The organism is Methanothermobacter sp. (assembly GCF_030055435.1).
Classification (GTDB): domain Archaea; phylum Methanobacteriota; class Methanobacteria; order Methanobacteriales; family Methanothermobacteraceae; genus Methanothermobacter.
Window position 1 is genome coordinate 66073 of the sequence record NZ_JASFYG010000007.1, and the last position, 24260, is coordinate 90332.

Annotated in this window: 21 protein-coding genes and 1 pseudogene; 14 read left to right on the top strand and 8 right to left on the bottom strand. The window is 48.2% G+C overall.

The features are described from left to right. Nucleotides 1-2 precede the first annotated feature (2 nt). Both QFX30_RS08445 and QFX30_RS08450 read right to left on the bottom strand, forming a co-directional pair. Nucleotides 3-2501: a calcium-transporting P-type ATPase, PMR1-type gene (locus tag QFX30_RS08445; protein ID WP_300490843.1), complete on the bottom strand. Its 2499-nt coding sequence runs from the start codon at nt 2499-2501 to the stop codon at nt 3-5. A gap of 207 nt (nt 2502-2708) precedes the next feature. After that, a complete protein-coding gene (locus QFX30_RS08450; RefSeq protein ID WP_300490846.1) occupies nt 2709-3095 on the bottom strand; it encodes a UPF0146 family protein in 387 nt (128 codons plus the stop codon). Nucleotides 3096-3113: 18 nt separating this feature from the next. Here QFX30_RS08450 and rimI point away from each other — a divergent pair, with 18 nt between their 5' ends. The 8 genes from rimI (at nt 3114) to QFX30_RS08490 (ending at nt 12299) form a co-directional block, all read left to right on the top strand. Continuing rightward, nucleotides 3114-3581 (top strand): ribosomal protein S18-alanine N-acetyltransferase, encoded by a 468-nt coding sequence (gene rimI / locus QFX30_RS08455; protein WP_300490849.1) that lies wholly within the window; start codon nt 3114-3116, stop codon nt 3579-3581. Nucleotides 3582-3622: 41 nt separating this feature from the next. Then, nucleotides 3623-4705 carry a glutamine-hydrolyzing carbamoyl-phosphate synthase small subunit gene (carA, locus tag QFX30_RS08460; protein ID WP_300490852.1) on the top strand — a complete coding sequence of 361 codons (1083 nt, stop codon included), beginning with the start codon at nt 3623-3625 and terminating at the stop codon, nt 4703-4705. A 24-nt stretch (nt 4706-4729) separates the two neighbouring features. Further along, on the top strand, nt 4730-7909 hold the full coding sequence (carB, locus tag QFX30_RS08465) for a carbamoyl-phosphate synthase large subunit (protein WP_300490855.1): 3180 nt from the start codon (nt 4730-4732) through the stop codon (nt 7907-7909). 67 nt (nt 7910-7976) lie between these two features. Beyond that, a complete protein-coding gene (locus QFX30_RS08470) occupies nt 7977-9308 on the top strand; it encodes a PKD domain-containing protein (protein ID WP_300490858.1) in 1332 nt (443 codons plus the stop codon). 112 nt (nt 9309-9420) lie between these two features. Further along, the gene (locus QFX30_RS08475; RefSeq protein ID WP_300490861.1) at nt 9421-10569 is read left to right on the top strand and encodes an amidohydrolase family protein; all 1149 of its coding nucleotides are present in this window, start codon (nt 9421-9423) and stop codon (nt 10567-10569) included. 4 nt (nt 10570-10573) lie between these two features. Then, nucleotides 10574-11005: a universal stress protein gene (locus QFX30_RS08480; protein ID WP_013296175.1), complete on the top strand. Its 432-nt coding sequence runs from the start codon at nt 10574-10576 to the stop codon at nt 11003-11005. Nucleotides 11006-11044: 39 nt separating this feature from the next. Continuing rightward, entirely contained in the window at nt 11045-11890 is an 846-nt protein-coding gene (locus QFX30_RS08485) for a CBS domain-containing protein (protein ID WP_300490864.1), read from the top strand. Next, nucleotides 11883-12299 carry a hypothetical protein gene (locus tag QFX30_RS08490; protein WP_300490867.1) on the top strand — a complete coding sequence of 139 codons (417 nt, stop codon included), beginning with the start codon at nt 11883-11885 and terminating at the stop codon, nt 12297-12299. Before QFX30_RS08485 ends, QFX30_RS08490 begins: the two co-directional genes overlap by 8 nt. A gap of 107 nt (nt 12300-12406) precedes the next feature. Here QFX30_RS08490 and larE read toward each other — a convergent pair whose 3' ends face one another. From larE to QFX30_RS08520, 6 genes and pseudogenes are all read right to left on the bottom strand, one after another. Then, a complete protein-coding gene (larE, locus tag QFX30_RS08495) occupies nt 12407-13507 on the bottom strand; it encodes an ATP-dependent sacrificial sulfur transferase LarE (protein WP_300490870.1) in 1101 nt (366 codons plus the stop codon). Beyond that, nucleotides 13482-14165, bottom strand: a complete 684-nt coding sequence (locus QFX30_RS08500) for a TfuA-related McrA-glycine thioamidation protein (RefSeq protein WP_300490874.1) — start codon at nt 14163-14165, stop codon at nt 13482-13484. The genes larE and QFX30_RS08500 overlap by 26 nt, the downstream gene beginning before the upstream one ends. A gap of 48 nt (nt 14166-14213) precedes the next feature. Then, the gene (locus tag QFX30_RS08505) at nt 14214-15410 is read right to left on the bottom strand and encodes a YcaO-related McrA-glycine thioamidation protein (protein ID WP_300490878.1); all 1197 of its coding nucleotides are present in this window, start codon (nt 15408-15410) and stop codon (nt 14214-14216) included. 9 nt (nt 15411-15419) lie between these two features. After that, nucleotides 15420-15995 (bottom strand): site-2 protease family protein, encoded by a 576-nt coding sequence (locus QFX30_RS08510; protein ID WP_300490881.1) that lies wholly within the window; start codon nt 15993-15995, stop codon nt 15420-15422. 130 nt (nt 15996-16125) lie between these two features. Continuing rightward, complete coding sequence (locus QFX30_RS08515) at nt 16126-17235, bottom strand: histidine kinase dimerization/phosphoacceptor domain -containing protein (RefSeq protein ID WP_300490884.1); 1110 nt, start codon at nt 17233-17235, stop codon at nt 16126-16128. A gap of 11 nt (nt 17236-17246) precedes the next feature. Continuing rightward, nucleotides 17247-18262, bottom strand: a pseudogene (locus tag QFX30_RS08520) (iron-containing alcohol dehydrogenase). Nucleotides 18263-18496: 234 nt separating this feature from the next. Here QFX30_RS08520 and QFX30_RS08530 point away from each other — a divergent pair. The 6 genes from QFX30_RS08530 to QFX30_RS08555 all read left to right on the top strand — a co-directional run bounded on the left by QFX30_RS08530 (nt 18497) and on the right by QFX30_RS08555 (nt 24230). After that, nucleotides 18497-18979 carry an HIT family protein gene (locus QFX30_RS08530; protein ID WP_300490892.1) on the top strand — a complete coding sequence of 161 codons (483 nt, stop codon included), beginning with the start codon at nt 18497-18499 and terminating at the stop codon, nt 18977-18979. After that, nucleotides 18960-19949: a Xaa-Pro peptidase family protein gene (locus tag QFX30_RS08535; RefSeq protein ID WP_300490895.1), complete on the top strand. Its 990-nt coding sequence runs from the start codon at nt 18960-18962 to the stop codon at nt 19947-19949. The genes QFX30_RS08530 and QFX30_RS08535 overlap by 20 nt, the downstream gene beginning before the upstream one ends. 122 nt (nt 19950-20071) lie before the next feature. Continuing rightward, nucleotides 20072-21013, top strand: a complete 942-nt coding sequence (locus QFX30_RS08540; RefSeq protein WP_300490898.1) for a type II secretion system F family protein — start codon at nt 20072-20074, stop codon at nt 21011-21013. A 12-nt stretch (nt 21014-21025) separates the two neighbouring features. Then, on the top strand, nt 21026-21220 hold the full coding sequence (locus tag QFX30_RS08545; protein ID WP_300490901.1) for a class III signal peptide-containing protein: 195 nt from the start codon (nt 21026-21028) through the stop codon (nt 21218-21220). 15 nt (nt 21221-21235) lie between these two features. Then, the gene (locus tag QFX30_RS08550) at nt 21236-22648 is read left to right on the top strand and encodes a lactaldehyde dehydrogenase (protein WP_300490904.1); all 1413 of its coding nucleotides are present in this window, start codon (nt 21236-21238) and stop codon (nt 22646-22648) included. A gap of 430 nt (nt 22649-23078) precedes the next feature. Further along, nucleotides 23079-24230, top strand: a complete 1152-nt coding sequence (locus QFX30_RS08555; RefSeq protein ID WP_300490907.1) for a chitobiase/beta-hexosaminidase C-terminal domain-containing protein — start codon at nt 23079-23081, stop codon at nt 24228-24230. The last annotated feature ends 30 nt before the right edge of the window (nt 24231-24260 follow it).

Here is a 24260-nt window from a genome sequence, read left to right on the forward strand (position 1 = left end):
GGTCATTCCCGCCCGTCAGCAAGCCTCATGATGGCCTCCGCAATCAGTATGAGGGAAGCCACTGCGATTATGAGGATCCAGTCTGTAACCGTGAGGGGGACGGTCCTGAATACACCCTCTAGGGGTGCAAGGTAGACCACAAGGATCTGCAAGAGGAGTGAGGCTGCAACAGCAACAATTAGGGACTTGTTGGAAAACCCGGTCCTTGACTTGCAGTTGAATACGTTGAATATCTGGAACATCACAAAGACCGTGAATGCAACTGTCATCGCCCTCTCAACACCGTTCCCTGAGGATAGCATGTACATGTAGAGCCCAAGCGTCCCCGCCGCCATGACAGCACCTGCAATTACTATACGCAGCAGGTTCCTCCTTGGCATTATATCCTCCCTCTCGGGTTTTCTGAGCATTATATCGGATTCAGGGGGCTCAACACCCAGGGACTGTGCAGGGGGACCGTCCATTATTATGTTTATCCAGAGTATCTGTATCGGGTTGAATGGTACAGGGAGGTTGATGAGCGAGGCCGATACGATTGTAAGGATGGCCCCCACATTTGTTGAAAGCTGGAACTTAACGAAGCGCCTTATGTTATCAAAGATGGTTCGCCCCTCCCTCACCGCTTTAACTATCGTTGCGAAGTTATCATCCTGGAGCACCATGTCAGAGGATTCCCTTGCCACGTCCGTCCCGCTCCCCATTGCTACACCTATGGCGGCCTTTTTGAGGGCGGGGGCGTCGTTTACACCATCACCTGTCATGGCAACCACGTGGCCCCTCCTCTGGAGGGCCTCAACTATTCTGACCTTCTGTTCAGGGAAGACACGGGCATAGACCCTCACGTCCTCCACCATCTCCTCGAATTCATCATCAGAGAGATCATCGAGTTCCCTTCCTGTGAGGGCCAGACCATCATCCATGAGTCCAAGTTCGTGTGCTATAGCCACTGCGGTGTCCCTGTGGTCACCTGTGATCATGACAACCTTTATACCTGCCTTCCTGCAGGTCTCTATGGCCTCGGCAGCCTCCTTTCGTGGAGGATCCATCATACCGACGAGTCCAGCAAACACAAGGTCCCTCTCCTCTTCATCTCCATCGGGCAGTTTCCGGTATGCAAGGGCGAGGACACGGAGGGCCCTTGATGTCATATCGTTGAGCCTGGACATCCACTTAGCCAGTTCATCATCATCCATGGCCCTCAGAGAGCCGTTATAATCCACGTAACTGCATCTACCGAGTATTATCTCAGGGGCCCCCTTGATGAGAAGGTATCGCCCGTCAGCCAGCTGGTTTATGGTGGTCATCCTCTTCCTTTTACTGTCAAGGGGTATCTCCATGAGACGGGGGTATTTCTCCTCAAGATCCTTTCTACTGTATCCATTTTCTTCTGCGAAGCTCAGTATGGCTGCATCGGTTGGGTCACCTATGACCCTATCATCTGAGATTGTGGCGTTGTTGCAGAGTGCTGATACAAGGAGTGCCATCTCTGGCGAGGTGAGCTCTGATTCCCTCACGGTCATCCGGTTATGGGTGAGTGTACCTGTCTTGTCGGTGCAGATCACCGAACATGAACCCAGAGTTTCAACTGCAAGGAGCCTCCTTACAATGGCATTGCTCCGGGCCATCCTCTGCATACCCAGCGCGAGGGTCAGTGTCAGTATGGCGGGAAGGCCCTCGGGTACAGAGGCAACTGCAAGTGAAACAGCGGTCATGAAGGTGTCAACCAGTGGAAGTCCGCGGAGGAACTGTATGGCGAATACCATGGCACATACAACCACCGCTATGAGCCCAAGGCTTTTTCCAAGGGAGGCTATCTTCTCCTGTAGGGGGGTCTTACCCTCATCCTCCTGTATCATCTCGGCTATCCTGCCTATCGATGTATCCATGCCCACGGCTATGACGGCGCCCTTACCGCGACCTGATACAACGTCAGAGTCCATGAATGCGATAACATCCCTTTCATCCTCAGGGTCCTCATGTGTCTTCTGGACGGGTATGGATTCTCCTGTAAGGGTGGATTCGTCTATGCGGAGGTCATAGGCTTCTATGAGTCTGATGTCTGCAGGTACATTGTCCCCCTCCTCTATGATTACAATATCCCCTATTGTGAGCTCAGAGGCGGGTACTTTCTGGGTCATACCTTCCCTTATAACCGTGGCCTCAGTTGATACCAGGCCCTTGAGTTTCTCCATTGCTTTTTCGGCCCTGTACTCCTGTATGAAGCCAACTGTGGCATTCACAACCACCACGAATAGTATGACTGCAGAATCGAGCACATCACCCACAAAGTAGGATGCCACAGCCGCAAGTATGAGTAGTATGATGAGTATATCCATGAACTGGGCAAGGAACATTCTGATGGGTCCTGCCTTTTTCTCCTCAACCAGTTCGTTCTTCCCATAAGCTTCAAGTCTTCTGGCTGCTTCATCTGAATCTAAACCATTTTCTGACGTTTTAAGTTCCTTCAAGACTTCCTTTACACTCATCCTGGCCCATTTCATTTTTAACACTTTTCAATTTATTTTAGTAATTTTCTTGAGATCTAGAATCATGATATTTTTTGAATTGGATTACCCAGTGACATTCATTATCCAGTTTATAAGGTATATATTATTAATGAAGTGTTGTGATTGTGGTGGGATCACCTATGAATCATATATCATCTCAGGTAAGCCGCTTTTGAGGACATCATAAAAAATCAGATGGGTTTATGGATTGTACTCGTAGAAAAAGGTTTTTCTGTAATTTACAAGTTTCATGGGTTTTTCTGTGGCTATATTTTCCCCAGTGAGTGGTTTTATGATCAGCCGGGCACCAGCTGCGTCCGCTACCATCATAAGGGGGGTGTGGAGTTCAGATGGGGGTCTTATGGAGTATATTGTGGCGGCATCCCTGTAGATATCCATGTCCGGTGAGGTGATGTCATCGTAAATTATGTCCCCACGGGAAGGTTTAATATCTGTTAGAATCAAATCAACTTTTGAATGTTTCATGATATAATCTGAAACATACAGGAATCTGCCGGCACCAACCTCAACAACACGGTCGGATGGCTGCGAACTCCTGATTATGTAAAGTGCAAGATCTTCCCACATTGTACCACGGAGATAGAGATGATAGTAAGGGAATTCAGACCACAGGACCTTAAAACGGTTCTGAAGATTGAGAGGGAATCATTTTCTGATCCCTACCCGGCACACCTCCTGAGGGACATATACAACCTTGGAGCAGGTTTCCTCGTGGCCCAGGAGGACGGCAGGGTCGTTGGATTCATAATATTCTGGATCCGCTTTGAGGATGAAGGTCATATTATTTCACTTGCAGTTGATAAAGATTACCGCCGCCAGGGTGTCGGGGCTGAACTTGTGAGGACAGCCATAGGTATATTTGAAAAATTTCATATTAAAAATATTAAACTGGAGGTAAGGGCAAAGAATAGAGGGGCCATAAATTTCTACAGGGCCCTTGGCTTCAGTGAGGAGAAGGTTATAGCAAACTACTATGAGGATGGAGAGGACGCTGTGGTGATGAGGATGGATCTCCACTCTGGAGGAGATTCTCCTTATGATCATGAATATTAAATTAAGTCTAACCAGTCAGAAGTCATGATCACGGTGGTGAAATGTTTAGGGAAGCAAAATTAGCCTTGGAAGACGGTACAATAATAAAAGGAGAGGCATTTGGATTTGAAACAGTAAAGACGGGGGAAGTTGTATTTGCAACCGGCATGACGGGTTATGTTGAATCACTCACAGACCCCTCATACAAGGGCCAGATACTCATGCCAACCTACCCTCTGCAGGGCAACTATGGAATATCTGAGAAATGGTACCAGTCAGATGGTATAAAGGCCGAGGGCCTCATAGTGAGGGAGGAATGCCAGAAACCATCACACCAGCTATCAGAAAAGACACTCTCAGAGTTCCTTGAGGAATATGAAATCCCCGGCATAGCGGGTGTTGACACACGGGCCCTTACCATAAAGATAAGGGAGAGGGGTACCATGAAGGGTGCCCTTGCAACAGAGGAGATTGATGATGATGAACTCCTTGAACTGGCAGTGAACCAGCCAGACATAACCGAGATTGACCTTGTGGACCAGGTATGTGTCACCGAACCGGTCACCCTGAATGAGGACGCAGAGAGGAGGGTTGTTATAGTTGACTGCGGAATCAAGAGAAACAGCATAAGGGCCCTCCTTGAAAGGGATGTTGGTGTTGCTGTTGTACCCTACAGGATGGATCCAGAGGAAATAATGGAATATGACCCTGACGCACTCCTAATATCAAGCGGACCTGGTGACCCCACAAGGGTGAAGAAGGCCATAAGCACGGTCAGAACACTATCAGAACAGCTTCCCATATTCGGGATATGTCTGGGACAGCAGATAATCGGCCTTGCATTCGGGGCCAGCATATACAAGATGAAATTCGGGCACAGGGGTATAAACCAGCCGGTGAAGGACCTCAGGACAGGCACGGTCTCAATAACATCCCAGAACCACGGGTTCACCATCGACCCGGACTCAGTAAGGGGGACGGATATTGAGATAACACAGCTGAACCTCAACGACGGGACACCCGAGGCAATAGAACACAGGGAACTCCCAGTTTTCAGTGTCCAGTACCACCCTGAGGCAGGACCAGGGCCACATGATACCATGAACATCTTTGATCGCCTTGTAAGTGTTATGAAAGAATACTAGGATAAGAGGAAGATGGGGATATAAATGCCGCGGGATGAAAGCATCAACAAGGTACTTATCATAGGATCCGGCCCTATACAGATAGGGCAGGCTGCTGAATTTGATTACTCAGGTTCTCAGGCATGCAAATCACTGAGGGAGGAGGGGATTGAAACAGTACTCGTCAATTCAAACCCTGCCACCATCCAGACCGACATGGAAATGGCTGACAGGGTCTATGTGGAGCCCCTCACACCTGAAATAGTTGCAAAGATAATCGAAAAGGAGAAACCCGACGCAGTACTCCCAACCATGGGGGGACAGACAGGCCTCAACGTTGCAACGGGCCTTGCAGAGATGGGAGCCCTTGAGGGCGTGAAGGTTATAGGGTCCTCCATTGAGACCATAAGAAACGTTGAGAACCGTGAACTCTTTGACAGTTTCATGAAGAAACTCAACGAGCCAGTACCCGCAGCAAGAGCAGTAAATTCAGTTGAAGAGGCCCTTGAAGCTGTTGAAGAGATAGGTTATCCTGTTATAGTGAGGCCAGCATTCACCCTTGGGGGTACCGGTGGTGGTGTGGCCCATAACCGTGATGAGCTCATTGAGATAGCCACCAGGGGCCTTGAGATGAGCTTCATCAATCAGGTCCTCATAGACCAGTCGGTCATGGGCTGGAAGGAATTCGAGTATGAGGTCATGAGGGACCGAAATGACACCTGCATAATCGTCTGTAACATGGAGAACATCGACCCCATGGGCATACACACGGGGGAGAGCGTGGTGGTTGCGCCGGCCCAGACCCTCAGTGACGAGGACAACCAGAGGCTGAGGGATGCGGCAATAAAGATCATAAGGGCCCTCAAGATTGAGGGGGGCTGCAACATACAGTTCGCTGTCCACCCGGAGACAGGCGAGTACAAGGTCATAGAGGTGAACCCGAGGGTGAGCAGGAGCAGTGCACTGGCATCAAAGGCCACAGGTTACCCCATAGCCAAGATCGCTGCCAAGATAGCCGTTGGGATGACCCTCGATGAGATAGAGAATGACATAACAAAGGAGACACCGGCATCCTTTGAGCCATCCATCGACTACATTGTGACAAAGATTCCAAGGTGGCCCTTTGATAAGTTCAGGGGGATAAGCCGGGAGATAGGGGTTCAGATGAAATCCACAGGGGAGGTTATGGCTATAGGAAGAACCCTTGAGGAGTCCCTTAACAAGGCCATAAGATCTCTTGATATAGGTGCTGATGGCTTCATGGAGATACCCTACACCAAAAAGGACCTTGAGAACCCCACTGATCTCAGGCTGTTCCAGATATACACAGCCCTTAAGGACGGTATGAGTATAGATGAGATACATGAACTTACGAATATAGACCCATTCTTCCTGGAGAAGATACTGAACATAGTGAACTTCGAGTCATCTCTAACCAGAGAATCCCTGAGGGATCCCAGGGTTCTCCTCAAGGCAAAGAGGATGGGCTTTTCAGATTCAAGGCTGGCATCAATAACAGGGCTCACAGAATCCGAAATAAGGTCCCTCAGAATCAAGAATAATATAAAACCTGTCTACAAGATGGTTGACACCTGTGCAGCTGAATTTGAGGCTAAAACACCCTACTACTATGGCTGCTATGACCTTGAAGATGAGGTTGAGGTTTCAGACAGGAAGAAGGTCCTCATCATAGGTTCAGGTCCAATAAGGATAGGTCAGGGCATAGAATTCGATTACTGCTGTGTACATGCAGCAATGGCACTAAGTGAAGAGGGCTACGAGACCATAATGGTTAACAACAACCCTGAAACCGTGAGTACAGATTATGACATATCTGATAAGCTCTACTTTGAACCCCTCACACTGGAGGACGTCCTTGCTGTGATAGATAAGGAGAAACCTGAGGGCGTCGTGGTACAGTTTGGGGGCCAGACATCCATAAACCTTGCAGTGCCCCTGGCAGAGGAGGGTGTCAGGATACTGGGGACACCACATGAGAGTATAGACAGGGTTGAGGACCGTGAAAGGTTCAGCCGTGTCCTTGATAAGCTGGGGATCCCACAGGCACCCTACGGAATCGCCAAGTCCTTTGAGGATGCAAGGGGGGTGGCTGAACTCATAGGGTACCCTGTACTTGTACGGCCATCATATGTCCTCGGTGGAAGGGCAATGGAGATAGTCTACGATGAGAGAGAACTTGAGGAGTACATGAAGGAGGCTGTGAGGGTATCCCCTGAGCATCCCATCCTGGTGGATAAGTTTCTTGAGGATGCAATCGAGGTTGACGTGGATGCCCTCTCTGATGGAACCGACGTCTACATTGGGGGGATAATGGAGCACATAGAGGAGGCGGGGGTCCACTCAGGGGACTCAGCATGTGTGATACCACCGCAGAGCATCCCACAGGAGATAATTGAAACCATAAAGGAGTATACAAGGAAACTTGCCCTTGAACTTGAGGTTGTGGGCCTAATAAACATCCAGTACGCCGTGAAACCCGACTCTGACCCAGCAGTCTACATACTTGAGGCGAACCCCCGGGCCAGCCGTACCGTTCCATTTGTCAGTAAGGCCACAGGCGTACCCCTTGCCAAAATCGCTGCCAAGCTGATGATGGGGGCGAAGCTCAGGGACCTTGGATTAACAGAGGAGAAGGAGATAGAGCATGTGGCGGTGAAGGAGTCTGTTTTTCCCTTCATAAAGCTGCCAGGGGCAGACTCGGTGCTGGGCCCTGAGATGAAATCCACCGGCGAGGCAATGGGTATCGATGAGAACTTTGGGATAGCCTACTACAAGTCCCAGCTATCTGCCAGTATGGACCTCCTCACAGAGGGAAAGGTATTCATAAGCGTCAGGGACCAGGATAAGGACAAGATAGCCGACATCGTTAAAAAGGCCAGTGACCTGGGCTTCAAGATCATGGCAACCCGTGGGACAGCAAGGGCGGTCAGTGACATAGCCGATATAGAGGTTGTGAGGAAGGTGAGCCAGGGGTCACCAAACATAAGGGACTCCATACTTAATGGTGAAGTTGGTCTCATAATCAACACACCATCAGGGAAGCAGTCAGCCGACGATGGCTATCTAATAAGGAGAATGGCCGTAGAACTTGGAATACCCTACGTTACGACACTTGCTGGGGCAAGGGCAGCCCTTAATGCCATTGAGGCTGTTCGACTTGGAAGGATAACTGTGAAGTCCCTTGACGAATACCACGGGATGTGATCCATTGCACCAACTTTTCCTTAAAATTTAAACTGTTGTGATATTATAGAATGTAGCGGTGAAGAACATGAGATATGGGAAACTCATGCTCGCTGCATTCATAATATTATCACTCACTGCATTACCACTATCAGAGGCCCACATACTCATAGTTGCAGACAGCCTCTCAGATAGCAGCTGCATGTATGATGAGGCAAAGAAGGTTGCAACAACCCTCAAGAACAGGGGTTACCAGGTAGTTGAACTCTACAAGGGAAATGCAACCATTAAGAACATACTCAAGGGCATGTACGGTGCAGATGCTGTGATATACGCGGGCCATGGAGGATATATGTCAGGAAACTATGACTGCCGTGGGGGCTATGCCAGCCCACCATTCTCACTGGTTGCAAGTGACGGCTACATATGGAGTGCAGGTGACATGGTGCAGGTCAATGGACAGACATTTTACCTGCCATTCAAGGAAGGAATACCTGTAATATTACTCCACGCATGCTTCTCAACTGGATGGGTTGAGGATTATGAGGTTAAAAACCCCATAGAGACCATCTATCACTTCTCAAGGATGTTCACAGGTTCAGGCGCCAACTACTATGCCACTGCATATGATGGTGCAGAGATAATATACGACTTCCTCAACGGCTCCAGGAACTTCTATGAGGCCAACCAGAATAATAACTATGAGGTTATAAATAAGAGCACAGTTTACAATGGCACAGCCATCTGGCGCAACGACCATGGATGGGCGGCCTTTGTCGGGGACTGGAACGGCACATTCCCAAGAGCCAGCGATACAACACCCTATGATGATGCCGCCGCAGAGGAATGGTACAGAACCAAGGTCAAACCCAATTTCACAGGAAGCAAACCAGTGGCGGACTTCACATACACCTACTGCGGTTCAACATCACTTCGAACATTCACCTTCAAGTCAACTGCATATGACCCTGATAACGACACATTAACACTCAAATGGAACTTCGGTGACGGCTCAACAGCAACATGTGAAGAGGTAACCCACACCTATGCAAGGGAGGGCTACTACACAGTTTCACTGACCGTTACAGATAGCAACGGCTTAATCTCAGTTAAGAAGAAGACAATCACAGTTGGAAACCCAAAACCCGACCTTGTGGTAACGGGGACAAGAAAATCTGGAAGCACACTCTACATATACGTTAAGAACCAGGGAACAGCTGCAGCCAGAAACTTCTATACAAGGGTGTGGTATGGCAGCTCCTCAACAAAGAACTATAAACAGATGTACACAGGTACACTGAATCCTGGTGCAACAGTCACACTAAAGACCTACTATAAGTACTCACGGGGCACGGTTAAGGTCGACTACTACAATGGGGTTTCTGAGAAATCAGAAACAAACAACATCAGGAAATTCTGAACAATATCTCATTAATTCTTTCCTCAGGAACTCATGGATGTCTGAATAATTATTTTTTTATTCCTCTCCTGCTTACAAAGAGATAAAATATAGCAAAAACCAATATTCAAATATGCTTGTTGTTGAAAACGGGACTGTCCTACGTGGTGCAAGCCTGAGACCCGAAAAGACAAACCTCCTCATTGAAGATGGCATCATAGCCGAGATAACACCTGATAGGATCCCTGGAAGCAACAGGATTGATGCATCAGGCCTCATGGTTGCACCTGCCCTTGTGAACTCCCATGTGCACCTTGGAGATTCAGTTGCAATGGACTTGGGTGATGGGAGGCCACTTGAAGATATAGTGAGACCCCCCAATGGCCTGAAACACCTGATACTTGCATCATCCACGCCCTGGGAACTTAAAGCATCCATGAAGGATGCGATGTTTGACATGATGGCCCATGGCACAGGATCATTCATTGACTACAGAGAGGGTGGTGTTGAGGGTGCTGAACTCCTCACTGAAGCAATGGATGATCTCCAACTGAAGGGAATGATATTAGGAAGGGACCCTGTGGTTTTTGACCCTGAAGCATCAAATGCTGAGGTCAGACGTGCTGTGAGAAGGATCCTTGAGGTATCTGATGGCTTTGCACCAAGTGGTATGGGTGAGATAACCGACGAGGCAGCTCGCATAATCGTTGATGAATGTGAAAGGATGGGTAAGGTTGCATCGATTCACGTTGCAGAGCACCCAGAATCCCAGAGGAGGTCACTTGAAGAGACAGGCAGGAGTGAGGTTGAAAGGGCTGTGGATGCTGGATTTAAGCTTCTGGTGCACCTCACAAACCCAGTCAAGGATGACCTTGAAATTGTAAGGGAAAGCGGGGCATCGGTTGTGCTCTGCCCCAGATCCAACGGGGCGCTTTCAGCAGGCATACCCCCAGTTAAGAGGATGCATGAGATGGGCATAAATCTCCTTCTCGGCACAGACAACGTCATGTTCAACTCGCCGGACCTCCTCAGGGAGATGGAGTACACTCTGAAGGTTACAAGGGGATCCACAGGCGAATACTTCCCACCACTTGAGGTGCTGAGGATGGCAACAGTTAACGCATCGGAGATAACGGGTGGGGGTGTTATTGAGGAGGGATTCCCGGCGAACCTCATGATCACTGAGAAACTATCCGCTGACCCCTACCTCTCCATCATAAACCGTACTGAATCGAAAAATATAATATATTTAATAATAAAAGGTAAATTAGTTAAGAGGTGAGGCTATGTACAGTAAAATCCTGCTCCCAACCGACGGCTCAAAACATGCCAACAAGGCAGCTGAACATGCTATATGGATTGCCAGGGAAAGTGGAGCCGAGATAATCGCTTTAACAGTTATGGAGACATCATCCCTTGTGGGTCTCCCGGCAGACGACCTTATAATAAGGTTGAGGGAGATGCTGGAGGAGGAGGCATCAAGGTCCCTTGAAGCCGTTAAGAAGCTTGTTGAGGAATCAGGGGCAGGTGTTAAACTGACACTCAGGACCGATGAGGGTTCACCTGCAGAGGCCATATTGAGGACAGTGGAGAAGGAGGGCGTGGATCTCGTGGTCATGGGAACCTCAGGCAAACACGGCCTTGACAGATTTCTTCTGGGCAGCGTGGCAGAGAAGGTGGTAAGGTCAGCGGGCTGCCCGGTCCTTGTTGTTCACTGAAAACCATTTTTTTTAACCGACTCGCTTCTGGTGTTGGTCATGCTTGTAAAGGAGATAATGTCAGAGAAAATACACTATGTAACTGTTCCAGGAAACAGGGCAACAGCCCTTGAACTCATGAGAAAGGAGAATGTATCAGGGCTTCCAGTTGTTAAAAAGGGAACAGAAGAACTTGTGGGGATAATAACCAGATCAGACCTTGTTGAGAATCCAGATGAGGAGCAGATAGCGCTGATAATGACGAGGAATCCCGTCACAGTAGCCCCAGACGATGACGTCAGGGTGGCTGCAGAGAGGATGCTCGAGCGGAACATCCGGAGGGTCCCTGTTGTTGACCAGGACAAGCTTGTGGGTATAGTGACAAGCTATGACCTTGTTGCAGGTGCAATTGCAGAGATGGAAATCGATGAACCAGTGGAGAATTACATGACAAGGAACATCCCCACAACATGGGACAGAACACCTCTCAGCGTGGCATTTGAGATAATGAGGTACTTCGGGCTGAAGGTGCTCCTGACCCTCAACAACAGCGGTGAACTCTCAGGGGTCCTCACAGAGACAGACTTCATAAATGAAAGCGAGGTTGTCTCTGAAAGCACGGTTCATAATACATCCGTGGGTACAGAGGGTGACAGGTGGGCCTGGGACAGTAAAAACGTGCTCTACGTTATAAAAAACCAGCTCAAATTCCCTGACAAGGAGGTCAGGGACGTTGCAACAACAGATATAGTCACCGCAACCACCTCAACAACGGTCACCTCCTGCGCAAGGAAGATGAAGAGGAGGAACATTGAACAGATACCCATCATAGACTATGAGGGAAACCTCACCGGGCTTGCAAGGGCCAATGACCTTATAAGTGCTCTGATTGATTCAAATGAGTGACCAGAGAATAAACCTGAAGGCCTCTAAGGGCTCTCTGAGGGTGGTGGCTAAAAACCATGGTGAGGTCTCAATAAGGGACATCGAGATAAAGATGCTACTCGGCTACTGCTGGTGGTATGATCTGCCGGTTATTGAGACACTGCTGGATGTACTTGAGATGACACTGAAGAGGGCCATCTCTGAGGTACTCCCCCATGATGAGCTACTGCTTGATTACACGGTGAGGACAAATGACCTCCCTGATGACTCCAGTGAGGTTGAGATAATTTTCAAGGGGATAAGTGCCGATGGTATTGAGTTCAGCACCCCCTCTGGACTTGTTTTAAGGGGTGATGATTCAAGGGGTCTCCTTCAGAAGATCACTGCCTTCAGAAGAAAGGTTGATGAAAATATTCAGAGGGTCCTATGACCTGACAATCCTCAATGCAAATAATCTACCGCGTTATGCCTGGACAATAGTGTTTCTTATCACTCAGCAGCTAATCACAAGATATTGGATGAGTTATCACTAGACCTTCATGTTTGTGGTGGGGAGTGGTTCTGTGACTCTATGTCCTCATGCTCCCTTATTATGTGTGGCAGCACCTCAAGGAGCACATCCTCGGCATCTTCCCTGTCCCTAACCCTTCTTGCCACTATCTTCCCGTTCCTGAATATGGTCACGTTACTGTCACCCACCTCAACCATGATGACACCCATCTTCTCTGAGCATCGGGGCTTCCTCTTTTCCATCCTTTCACAAGTTTCTTTTATATCGATGTGGTAGGGCAGCTTAACCTCGAACATTATCCTTGATTCAGCATCCCTGCAAGGACTGTAAAGTACAATGTCCCTCTCACTCTCCCTGTAGCCTGTGAGGTCCAGGAGCACTCTCTCAAACCCGACGGCCATCAACTCATTCTTTATATGCCTCAGATTTGCTGCATTGAGGAGCCTCTCAGGTTCATCAACCTCTATTATTGCAGAGCCCCCCTCATGTCTGACCCTCACGCTGCCCTCACCGTAGAGTCCCCTGATGAGGGTTTCAGCATATGATACCCTGTTTATCCGTTCAGGCGTTATCTCCTGATCCTTTATCCTTGTTGCAAGGCATGTGGTATTCTCTGAGTATTCAAGGTTCCTTTTTTTGAGATATTCAAGGACGTCACTCCGTGTAATCCCCGCATCGAGTAGAGGGGTCTCTATACCCAGCAGATGGTTAACTAGGGTGCCAGGACGGTCCTCAAACATGTCACTTGCGGTTGTTCCATCAAGGACCGCCTCAAAACCCCTTTTTTTGGCCTCTTCGAGTATTGAACTGTATATGATGTTCTTGCATACAAGGCACCTCTGGGGGGTGTTACTCACAAACTCCTGGTTTTCAAGGAGCGGCCTGTTTATTATAAAGTGCTCAACCCCAAGGGATCCGGCAATTGATGATGCATTTTCTATAAAGCCACGGGGCATAACACCTGTGTCAACTGTGAATGCAGCAACTGCATCAGCCGAATCCACTGCAATATCAAGCAGTGCTGTACTATCAGCCCCCCCTGAGAATCCAACAGCAACCCTTCGGCCCTTGAGGGCCTCCTTCACCTTTTCTATCTTTGATTCAAGATCCATGAGTTTCACATCCATGATCCTCATCATCAGAGCTTACCAGTCTTTTAATGTATTTTATAACCTCAAGGGCATCCTCCCTTTTTATATCCCTCCCCTCAGATTCAAGGAATGACATGAGGGATGCCCTTCTGTTTTCAGGTATCTCTGCATCATGCAGAATTCTCTTGTAGTTCCTGAGGGGATAAAATAGATCCTTAGCGATTTTCATGAGTTCTTTGAAGTCATCTTCACCGATGATACCCCTTCTAAGGGCCCTTTTAAAGTTAAAATGAATGCTCACAAGGGAATCAGAGAAGGCCTCAAGGGTTTCGGGGTTGAAGGCAACTGCAACATCATCATCAGATTCCAGATCACCATTCAGGTAGGCCCTGAATATACGGCCGACTCCCACCATTCCCAGATCATGGAGTTCAGAAGCCCTTAGGGCACCCATACTGGCCCCTCCAACAACGGTAACACCCATCCTGAGGGCCTCAACGATCTCACGGTGTCCCACCGCCGGGCTCTGATGGAAAACACCGTCAATTATCCCTATTATCTCTGGCTTCTCTGAGAGAGCATCAATGATGTCACCCCGCCTTACAGGGGGTCTGTAATCTGCCCTTAGGATATCTGATGCCTCACGGTGGGAAAGTGATGGCCCTGTAAATATTATGATCCTTTTTCCATGCATATGAATTATCTAGTGCATTGGGTCACTTAATCATTTCATCTGTGTGACCTATGATATTTCACCGGGGGACCTTATGCGTCCCCCCACCCTTTCAGGGTCAACAGAGAAAACTTCGAGTCCCGGTACAATGACCCTTACAACGGGAACACCAACATCACGGGTTAGATCCACATAGAGTGTCTGCTTCAGGCCCGCCCTCTTCAGTTTATCCAGGGTAATCTCAAGGTCCCTCTGGAATGACCTTGTTGAGAGGTCCTCCATATCCCCAAGTGCAATGGTATCATCGGGCTCAGAGAACCAGTGTCTATTTAGCCTCTTCATCCTCTCATAGCCAGCCCTCCTCATGAACTCCGCCCTTACGGTGTCCTCCCTTGTGCCATGTATCTGGGTGGCCCGGCTCTGGGCAACCTCTGTGAGGGCCCTTATAACTGCAATTTCAGGGTCTAGGTGGGTCCCCACGCCCATGGTGAGGAGTGCAGGGTCCCTGAGCACAACATCATCTGCAACCGCAGCAACCGTTGCAACGCCAGTGTCAGCGGTGAGATCCACAAGCGTTATCTCAACCCCTGCCCGCTGGAACCTTTCAAGGAGACACATTATTATCCTGTTATCTGTCCCTGAGCAGTCGATCTCTATCTTAGGACCCCTCCTTGCCTCAAAGAGGCTCCAGGCGTCCCTCTCTATCACCTCCATGAGGCCGTGGAATATGGCCTCCTCCAGGACGTTCCCGGATGCAAGGCCATTGGTGTTGGATCTGAAAAGACTCACACAGCCCTCAGGGGGATTGTAAGGGTGAAAAACTGCATTTGCAGGTACGTGAATCCTGTCCTGGCTTTTTATATCCTCTGCAATTATCCACTCAACTTCAGAGTCTGTATCAGCGTTTTGAGGTAGAATAAGTGCCTCAGGGTCCAGGCATTTATCCATCTCCGATGGATGGGCCCTCAGTGTTTCGTCCAGGGGACTCCTCTCGGCGGAGTACCTTTCAAAGGCCTCCATCATTGCAGAGACACGTGCCTGTTTTCTGGTTGCACCCTTACCTGCGTATATGCTAACGGCACCCTCCTCCGCTGTCGGCCTTATGGCTGAGAATACGGGTATGCCTATACGGTCAAGGTGCGTTATCTCGGTTATCCGTGTGACACCTATGTCCCTGAGTTTTTCCCGGAATGCCCGGAGTGTCTCTGAGGGTTTCATGGCCCGGTGGGTGCATCCAACATACTTAACAGGAATATCCTGGAACATCTCGATCACTTAGAACATGCTGTTGAATGTGAGTGCAAATGCAGATGCGGCTGCAATGAGCCATATGAGGGGGTTCCATCTGAAAACCTTGGCACCATCAAGTACGGCGATGGGTATAAGGTTAAAGAGGGCAAGGAAACTGTTAACGGCGTATCCAAGTACAGCAACATCGCGAAGTGGAGATGGAAGCACAGATGATGCCATGAGAAATAGTAGAGCCAGCATTATGTTGGTGAGGGGTCCCGCAATGGATATCTTCCCGTTAACGTTCCTGTCAATGTAGTTTCCATGAATGTAAACGGCCCCTGGGGCTGCGAATACGAATCCAAAGTAGGATGTTACAATGGCCAGTATGAGGCCCTCGATCCAGAGCCTGTACTCGGCCCAGAATCCATACCTTATTGCCATTAACTTATGGGCGATCTCATGGAGGACAAATCCGAGCCCCACGGTAACAAGGGTTGCCGGAAGCAGAATCAGCGCTACCTGTAGGTTTCTGCCTGAGAACACATAGGCAAATACGCCTGCGATCACAACCATTGAGGTCAGGATATCCCTTACCTCTCCTTTACTAAATCTAACCATGTTTATATTAAAAGGGAACACAGCTTATAATGCTTTCCATTGCTGGATTGATACTGCCTTTCAATTAAATGGAAGATTTAAGAACAATCCTCGATATTCTAGAATGGAAAAATTTAAGTGCTTTAAAGGATTATTTATAAGTATAAACTGATATCCTCTCGTTGTATGGAGGTTCACTGAATTCTATCCGAAAAAGTCCGCCTTTCGACCCTGAAAAGGTGAGGGTTCCCTCAAGCTGTCCTGTGAGGATTTCAACAAGTTTGAAGCCAAGGGATTTGCTATTCCTGAGATCCTCCTCACTGAACCCCACACCATCATCCTTAACTTCAAGAATACAAACAGAATCCCTCCTTTTAAATCTCACTGTGATTTTGCCTCTATCTCTTCCTCTGAAGGCGTGTTTGAGTGCATTGCTTACCAGTTCACTGAGTATAAGGCCTAGGGGAATTGAGGTCTCAAGTCTCAACTTTATATCGTCGGCTTCAAATGAGACTTCTATATTCTTACCATGGGAGTATGACCTATGGAGGTTCTTTAGAAGTCTGGATGCATACACTTTGAAGTCTATGGAGCTGAAATTACCTGAACGGTATAGTTGCTCATGAATGAGGCCCATGGACCTTATTCTGTTCTGGCTTTCCTCAAGGAGATCTTTGCATGTGGGGTCTTTAATGGTATGGCTCTGAAGGCTAAGAAGACTTGAAATTATCTGGAGATTATTCTTGACCCTGTGGTGTATCTCACTCAGAAGTACCTCCTTCTCCCTCAGGGACCTCCTGAGTTCCTCCTCCATCTTCAGCCTCTCGGTTATATCCCTGGCCACCAGGACAGCGTACCTTTCACCATCAAAATCAACCATATCTACCTTTATCTCAACGGGTATCATCTCACGGTTCCTTTTTATAAGGTGCCCCTCCATTGTTATCCTCTCATCGTTGCCCTCAAGGATCTCTCTGAAGAGGGAATGCATGTCCTCAGGCAGAAGATCATAGATCCTGTGCCCGGTTATATCACGGGTTGAATACCCCAGCCTGGTGCATGCTGAGCGGTTGGCGTCTGTAAGTTCCCCTCCAGGCGTTTTAACAAGGAATATGGCGTCATCTGTATAGTCAAGGAGTTTCCTGAACCTTCTGAGTTCGGCGAGTGACTCCTGAAGACGGGGATAGTAGCTCTTCCTTATGGATTTTTCACCTAAACCTATTATCTTCTCCCTGAGGGTTTCCCAGTCCCTATCAGACATTTCATCACACCTCAAGTCCCATGGAGGGCCCTTCTGAATATCTCCTCAACATCAGCCTTCTCTGGACGGGCAGGATTTGTAACTATACAGGGATCCCTCATAGAAGTCTCTGCAAGGGAGGGTATGTCCTCCTCAGCAACACCAAGGTCCCCAAGTGTCATATCAATTCCTAGGGTCTTCCGAAATTCCCTTATGTGTTCCTTGAGTTCCTCAAGCCCCGAACCACTGAGTCCCATGACCTCTGCGATCTTGAGATACCTATCCCTCGCGGCTTTGAAGTTGAATTCAATAACGTATTCAAGGAGGAGTGCGTTTGCCTCACCATGGGGTATGTCCAGCATCCCACCCACGCTGTGGGCCATGGCATGCACAAGTCCAAGGCTGGCGTTGGAGAATGCAAGGCCCGCTTCAAGGCTTGCAAGCATCATATCCTCACGGTAATCCATGTTATCCGGTTCAAGCATGACGCGGGGGAGGGCCCGGTTTATGATGCCTATTGAGTCGAGGGCGTTGAGATCAGTCAAGTGGAAACTTGCATTGGATACGTATGCCTCGATGGCATGTGCCAGGGCATCCATACCTGTTGCAGCTGTCAGCTCCATATCCATGGTCAGGGTGGTTTCCGGGTCTATGAGGGATGCATCGGGTACCATTGTCTTGCTTATGATTGCCATCTTAACCCTTCTATGGGGGTCCATGATTATCGCAAACTGTGATACATCTGCACCTGTACCGGCGGTTGTCGGAATGCATATTATAGGAACCGATGGTACTGGAATCCGGTCAACACCCTCAAACTCCAGCACATCCATTCTATTGGATACAACAGCGCCCATGGCCTTTGCACAGTCAATGGGACTTCCTCGCCCAGCGCAACTATCATGTTGCACTCCTCTGCATCAAAAACCTCAGCACCCTCCATGACCTCGTGGTCGCGTGGGTTTGGTGTTACATCATTGAATATGACATAATCAAGGCCCTCATCACTGAGTCTACCTGTAACATCATCCACGAGACCGGTCTTCATTATGCCATGGTCTGTTACAAGGAGGACCCTTCTGGCCCGAGGTTTGAGGCGTATCTTCCCGCCAGGAACCTGGCCCCCTTTCCAAAAACAAATTCAGCTGTCACAAATTTTCGAAGCTCCCCCATTTAACCACCCGTGCAGTTACCGGCATGGGCTGCATATACATATAAATTAGGTTTAATGATTAATATAAACCTTGAGTATTACCTTGCCATAGATTTTAGCGGTGATCATGTGCAGGTCTGTGAGTACTGTGGGGTTGACGGTTATTATGGTCGCGAAATTGCCGGGACAGACAACTGGATTGTTTACCTTGCACCGAGCCAGCGCTACCTTGCAACCTGTGTGGTGGCACTTCGGAGGAAATGCAGGAACCTCTCTGAAGTCACCAATGATGAGTGGCTTGACTTTGCAGTTGTGGTGCGGGTACTTGAATCTGCTGTGGGCGACCTTTTTGGACCGGACCTCTTCAACTGGAGCTGCTTTAAAAATTCGGCTTTCAGGTCTGAAAATCCCGACCCCGAGGTTCACTGGCACTTCATCCCCCGCTACAGCAGACCCGTGAAATTTGGGGGCGAGGTCTTCAGGGATCCCGACTTTGGTCACATACCTCTGCCCATTGAGTTCAGGGCACCGGATAAAGTTATGGATGAACTTGAACTGGTCATGAAAAGAGCTGTTATGGAAAGACTGGGTGATGCAGTTGGAAAGGATTGAAGGGGCACTTGAAGCCATCTCTGGTAAAGCTGACGGGGTACTCATAACAAAAAGGGAGAATATATATTATCTCACGGGATTCATGCCAACTGTCACAGCCTTCCTGTTCCTGAGTGATGAACCGGTCCTCTTTGTAAATGAGATGGACCTCGAGTCAGCGGAAGGATGCGAGATTCATGTTGAAGCCTTCAGGAGGGTATCTGATGTCTCTGATATGGTTGAACTAAGGGCCATTGGGGTTGAACCCTCCATGCCAGTGGGCCTCATTGAGAGAATCGGTCTCGACAGGGACTTTCAGGTGATGGATCCCATCGCAGATCTCAGGATGGTTAAGGACAGGGAGGAGATAAAAAGGATGGAGGCAGCCCTTAAAATTGCCGAGGAATCATTTAAGAAACTTGAATTCCGTGGCAGCGAATCTGAGGTAGCCGCCAGACTGGACTACCTTATGCGTCTTGGAGGTTCAGAGGGAGTTTCATTCGACACCATCGTAACATCGGCCTCAAGGTCAAGCATACCACATGCGGTGCCAACCTCTAACGATTTAGGCTCCCCTTTACTGGTTGACTGGGGCGCTGTTCACAGCGGCTACCACTCTGACACCACAAGGACACTGGTGGAGAGTGAACGGGAACATGAGATCCTTGAAGTGGTAATTGAAGCCAAAAGGGAGGGTCTGAAGGTAGCTAAACCTGGCGTGAGGGCATGTGAAGTCGACAGTGCAGTGAGGGGTGTTATAGATGAATATGGATACGCTGATAAATTTATACACTCAAGTGGTCATGGTGTTGGACTTGAGGTCCATGAGAGGCCATCGCTTTCAGCCGACGATAAAACGGTTCTCACTGAGGGAATGGTCCTCACCATTGAACCAGGGATATATCTTCAAGGAGAATTTGGTGTGAGGGTGGAGGACATGTTTGTTGTGGGTGGTGGAGTAATGAACAGCCTCCCCGATCACCTGAGTTAAGTGTATCACCTGAGTTAAATGTTCATGAAAATAAATGAATTAAAAAGTGGGTTGTCATGAATATAGTATAAATAATAGCCCGTAAATAAATTAGTAACAGCAAGAGTTCAAGTGGTGTGCAGATGGCAGTATTACCGGCAGCATTGAAACCCGTGAGCGAGGCCCTGGAGAGTATATTACCTGATAAACTGCTTCTCCGGGTGCAGGAGACACTCATAAGGACAGGACTTTATGTGAAGGCATCTGAGATAATAACACTTGCATTTCTTGCGGGGGCACTCTTCGCTGTTCTTGGATCAGTTGTAGCCGCAGTCGCGGGTTTGAATGTTATTCTAGCAGTTATTGTTGGGTTTTCAATGCCATCAATCCTCCTTGGGGCCTACATCTTTGTCATGATGGAGAGACGTGTTGACGCCATTGAGCAGTCAACCCCTGACTTTCTCAGGCAGATAGCATCACTGCTGAGGGCAGGGGTAGGCCTTGAATCGGCCTTGGAGGACGTATCCAAACAGGGGGAGGGGCCACTCTACGATGAACTCAAGAGGGCGGTTATTGAAATAAAAATCGGGCGGACATTCGATGATGCCATCCTCTCCATGAGTGAGAGGCTCAAATCCCAGAACCTGGACAGAACCTTCAGGATGATCCTTGAGGGTAGGAGGGCAGGAGGAAGCCTATCGGATGTAATTGAGACAGTTGCAGAGGATCTTAGGGCTGTTCTGGCACTCAAGAGGGAGAGGAAGGCCAATGTTATGATGTCGGTGATGTTCCTTATTGTCGCCGCCATAATCGCGGCACCATTCGCCCTTGGAATGATAATGGTCTACTCAGGGTTCATGGAGTCTGTGGGGAAACCCAACCCCATCCTTGGCGCCGCCAAGATCGCCGCTGCAGGTTACATCATAATACACTCTATAATTGCAGGGCTCCTCATTGGAATCATAATGTATGGGAGCGCAAGGAAGGGTGTTAAGTTCTCTGTGCCACTCTCAATCGTGGCCTATGCAATATTCTATGTTATAGGAAAATTTGGACTGAGCCTTGTTGGAAGCATGGCACCATAGGAGGTTAAGGTTTTGTCTGGGGGTTTAATTGCTGATGATTCAGGTCAGGGGTCAGCCGAGCTGATACTTGTGTTTGGTGGTATAATAGTCATTGTGACCTTTGCAGTGGTGTGGTACCGTAACTATGTGAGGTCATCTCAGACTGCAATGAACTCTGATGTTCAGAACGTCACAAACTCAATTAAAGGGCTCAAAAGAAAATTCTAGTTTTAAGGTGGTCATATGGATATGATCATTGATGGTGGGCAGGTAGGGGGAGAAAATCGTTTCAGTGTCAGGAATCCCTTCAACGGCGAGGAAGTTGATACTGTACCCCTTGCAGGTAGGGATGATGTTTTAAGGGCTCTTGAGGCGGCCCACCGTGCAAAAGGTACCATGTCTGATCTTTCTGCCAGGCGCATCTCTGAGGGCCTCCATGATGTTGCTGATGAGCTCAGGGCAGAGATGGATGAACTTGCCCGACTCATAACCCTGGAGTCAGGTAAACCCATAAGGTTCTCACGTGATGAGGTTAAAAGGTCAGTTGAAACCGCACATCTATGTGCAGAGGAGGCAAGGAGGCTCTACGGCGAATCAATACCAATGGATGCAGGTATCGGTGGGAAGGGCCTTATTGGATTCACTGTAAGGCTCCCCCTGGGGGTTGTGGCTGCAATAACTCCATTTAACTATCCACTCAATCTCGCCATCCACAAGGTTGGACCGGCACTGGCAGCAGGGAACACCACGGTTCTGAAACCTTCACTTGAGGCGCCCCTCTCTGCACTTAGACTCTGTGAAATACTGAATGAACATTTCCCTCCAGGAGCTGTTAATTCTGTAACAGGGAAGGGCCGGGAGGTGGGTGATCTTATAATAGATAGTCCCCTCGTGGATAAGATAACATTCACAGGCAGTGTGGAGGTTGGAAGATACATATCCGGCAGGGCCTCAATGAAGAAGGTAACCCTTGAACTGGGGGGCAACGATCCCCTAATTGTCATGGATGACGCTGACATTGACTCTGCAGTTGAGGCCGCGGTTAGGGGTTCCTATCTCTACTCCGGACAGGTCTGCATCGCGGTTAAGAGGATGATAGTCCATAAAGATGTGGCCGACGAATTTGCAGATAAACTTGTGGATAAGACCCGCAGGTTAAGGTCAGGGGATCCACTTGATCCGAAAACTGATATAGGGCCACTTATAAATGAGGAGGCGGCCATTGAGGTTGAAAGACGAATTGAAGATGCCGTTAGAAATGGTGCAGAGCTCCTCCATGGAGGGTCAAGGAGTGGCAACTTTGTTGAGCCCACAGTCCTTGACCATGTGCGTCCTGAGATGGGGGTTGTTGCAGAGGAAACCTTCGGGCCGGTGTCACCGATTATAAGGTTTGATGACGCTGATGAGGCCTTAAGGATTGCCAATGGGACATGCTATGCACTTCAGGCAGGGGTTTTCACTGAGAACATAGGAACCGCCCTGAGGATGGCATCTGAGATCGAGGCTGGCACAGTTCTTGTGAACAAACAGTCAACATTCAGGGTGGACCATATGCCATTTGGCGGTTTCAAGTGCAGTGGAATGGGTAAGGAGGGCGTTAAGTACGCCATAGAGGATATGACCAGGACAAAACTTGTTATTTTAAACAGTAGATGATTATAGGCCCCTCCACAATTTAACATTAAGTGATTGACCGTTTGATTATTGCTATTATTAATGAAATAATGATTATGACCGCTTTAATATCTGAAGAATGGCATTTGTTATTCCTAATTTTAATAAAAACATTGTTGGCCAATTTTTAATATAAAGGTGAATGGTTTGTTGAATCAATTGTATTAATGATTTTAACTGAAAATGAATAGAGCCATATTTTAATTTACTGCTGATTATATGGTCTGATTATAATTTTTAAATTGACTTAACCATAATAAAATCAATATAACAGTATTTTTTATCAATTAATAAATTTAAAATTTACTATTTTATATATTTAAAAAAATTTTTATATTAATTATACATATACACATTTTTAGAGCTATATGGAGGTGAAAAATTGAAAGGTGGATATAAAGTGCTGTCATTGATGCTCCTGTTTGCAATTGCAGCGGGCATCTCAGGGGCATCAGCGGCAGAAATACCCCAGAATGCCGTGAACCTGACGATGCAGCAGAATGCATCTGACCCAACACAGATAATAGTGGATGTGAACTACAGTGACGACCTTCAGGATGTCGATCAGACGATAGCTGTCGATGCAAAACTTGAACTCTTAAGCGGCAACATAACGGGCTCAGAAATAAAATGGTACTACACCGGCGATCTGAACGGACCCTTCGCAAATTACACTGTCCCTGAAGGGGTCAACGTAGTCTGGCTCAGTTCATTCACAAATGCACCCGTACCTCAGGGACAGGCAAAACTGTACATGGAGGACGGTAAAAGCTACAGGTGGCTCTTTGTCATTGAAAACGCAAAGGGCAAGGTATTCACGGTGAGGGCAAACTCAACAGCCTTCCAGATGGGCCCCGACGGACCTGAAAATGAAACCGTGCTCAACTCAACCCAGCTCACAGTGGACCTCCAGCCACACTTCACCCTGGAAAACCTGACGGTCACACCCGTAGCCGGCAGCGCACCCCTGGATATAACCGTCACTGTTAAGATCACAAATACCGGTGTTGAAGACGACTTCACAGCAGAACTCCGAATCAACGGTGATGTGAAGGATACAGAAACTGTGAATGTCTCAACAGGTGAAACAGTCACGGTAACATTCACTTATACGCTGCCAGCAGGGCTATACAATGTCACAGTCAATGATCTGGCACCTGTGAGTGTCACATCAACCCCCTCAGTACCTACAGCATCACCTGCTCCAGGCATCTACAGGAACAATGTAACTGTGACCCTTGCAGGTCCAGAAGGTTCAGTGATATACTACACTCTTAACGGATCAAATCCAACTGTTAACAGCACAAGATACACAGCACCAATCCTTCTCACAAAATCAGCGACACTCAAATTCATAGCCGTTGTTAACGGAGCATCCTCTGCAGTTTCATCAGCCAGTTACACTGTCATGAAACCGGTAACCCTCAGCTACTACGTCAAGGTGAAGGTCAAGAAATGGTACAGAAAATGGTACAGGTACATGGGCAAATGGAGATACAGTTGGAGGTACTACTGGACCTACAGGTACGTTAAGAGGACCAGCAGCTACTGGCAGATAACCTGATACCTTTATTTTTACATTTTTGGGAAAATG

Coding starts and splice junctions, on each gene's coding strand:
- QFX30_RS08445 (WP_300490843.1), bottom strand. CDS start 2,501: ATGAAATGGGCCAGGATGAGTGTAAAGGAAGTCTTGAAGGAACTTAAA.
- QFX30_RS08450 (WP_300490846.1), bottom strand. CDS start 3,095: ATGTGGGAAGATCTTGCACTTTACATAATCAGGAGTTCGCAGCCATCC.
- rimI (WP_300490849.1), top strand. CDS start 3,114: ATGATAGTAAGGGAATTCAGACCACAGGACCTTAAAACGGTTCTGAAG.
- carA (WP_300490852.1), top strand. CDS start 3,623: ATGTTTAGGGAAGCAAAATTAGCCTTGGAAGACGGTACAATAATAAAA.
- carB (WP_300490855.1), top strand. CDS start 4,730: ATGCCGCGGGATGAAAGCATCAACAAGGTACTTATCATAGGATCCGGC.
- QFX30_RS08470 (WP_300490858.1), top strand. CDS start 7,977: ATGAGATATGGGAAACTCATGCTCGCTGCATTCATAATATTATCACTC.
- QFX30_RS08475 (WP_300490861.1), top strand. CDS start 9,421: ATGCTTGTTGTTGAAAACGGGACTGTCCTACGTGGTGCAAGCCTGAGA.
- QFX30_RS08480 (WP_013296175.1), top strand. CDS start 10,574: ATGTACAGTAAAATCCTGCTCCCAACCGACGGCTCAAAACATGCCAAC.
- QFX30_RS08485 (WP_300490864.1), top strand. CDS start 11,045: ATGCTTGTAAAGGAGATAATGTCAGAGAAAATACACTATGTAACTGTT.
- QFX30_RS08490 (WP_300490867.1), top strand. CDS start 11,883: ATGAGTGACCAGAGAATAAACCTGAAGGCCTCTAAGGGCTCTCTGAGG.
- larE (WP_300490870.1), bottom strand. CDS start 13,507: ATGGATGTGAAACTCATGGATCTTGAATCAAAGATAGAAAAGGTGAAG.
- QFX30_RS08500 (WP_300490874.1), bottom strand. CDS start 14,165: ATGCATGGAAAAAGGATCATAATATTTACAGGGCCATCACTTTCCCAC.
- QFX30_RS08505 (WP_300490878.1), bottom strand. CDS start 15,410: ATGTTCCAGGATATTCCTGTTAAGTATGTTGGATGCACCCACCGGGCC.
- QFX30_RS08510 (WP_300490881.1), bottom strand. CDS start 15,995: ATGGTTAGATTTAGTAAAGGAGAGGTAAGGGATATCCTGACCTCAATG.
- QFX30_RS08515 (WP_300490884.1), bottom strand. CDS start 17,235: ATGTCTGATAGGGACTGGGAAACCCTCAGGGAGAAGATAATAGGTTTA.
- QFX30_RS08535 (WP_300490895.1), top strand. CDS start 18,960: ATGCAGTTGGAAAGGATTGAAGGGGCACTTGAAGCCATCTCTGGTAAA.
- QFX30_RS08540 (WP_300490898.1), top strand. CDS start 20,072: ATGGCAGTATTACCGGCAGCATTGAAACCCGTGAGCGAGGCCCTGGAG.
- QFX30_RS08550 (WP_300490904.1), top strand. CDS start 21,236: ATGGATATGATCATTGATGGTGGGCAGGTAGGGGGAGAAAATCGTTTC.
- QFX30_RS08555 (WP_300490907.1), top strand. CDS start 23,079: ATGCTCCTGTTTGCAATTGCAGCGGGCATCTCAGGGGCATCAGCGGCA.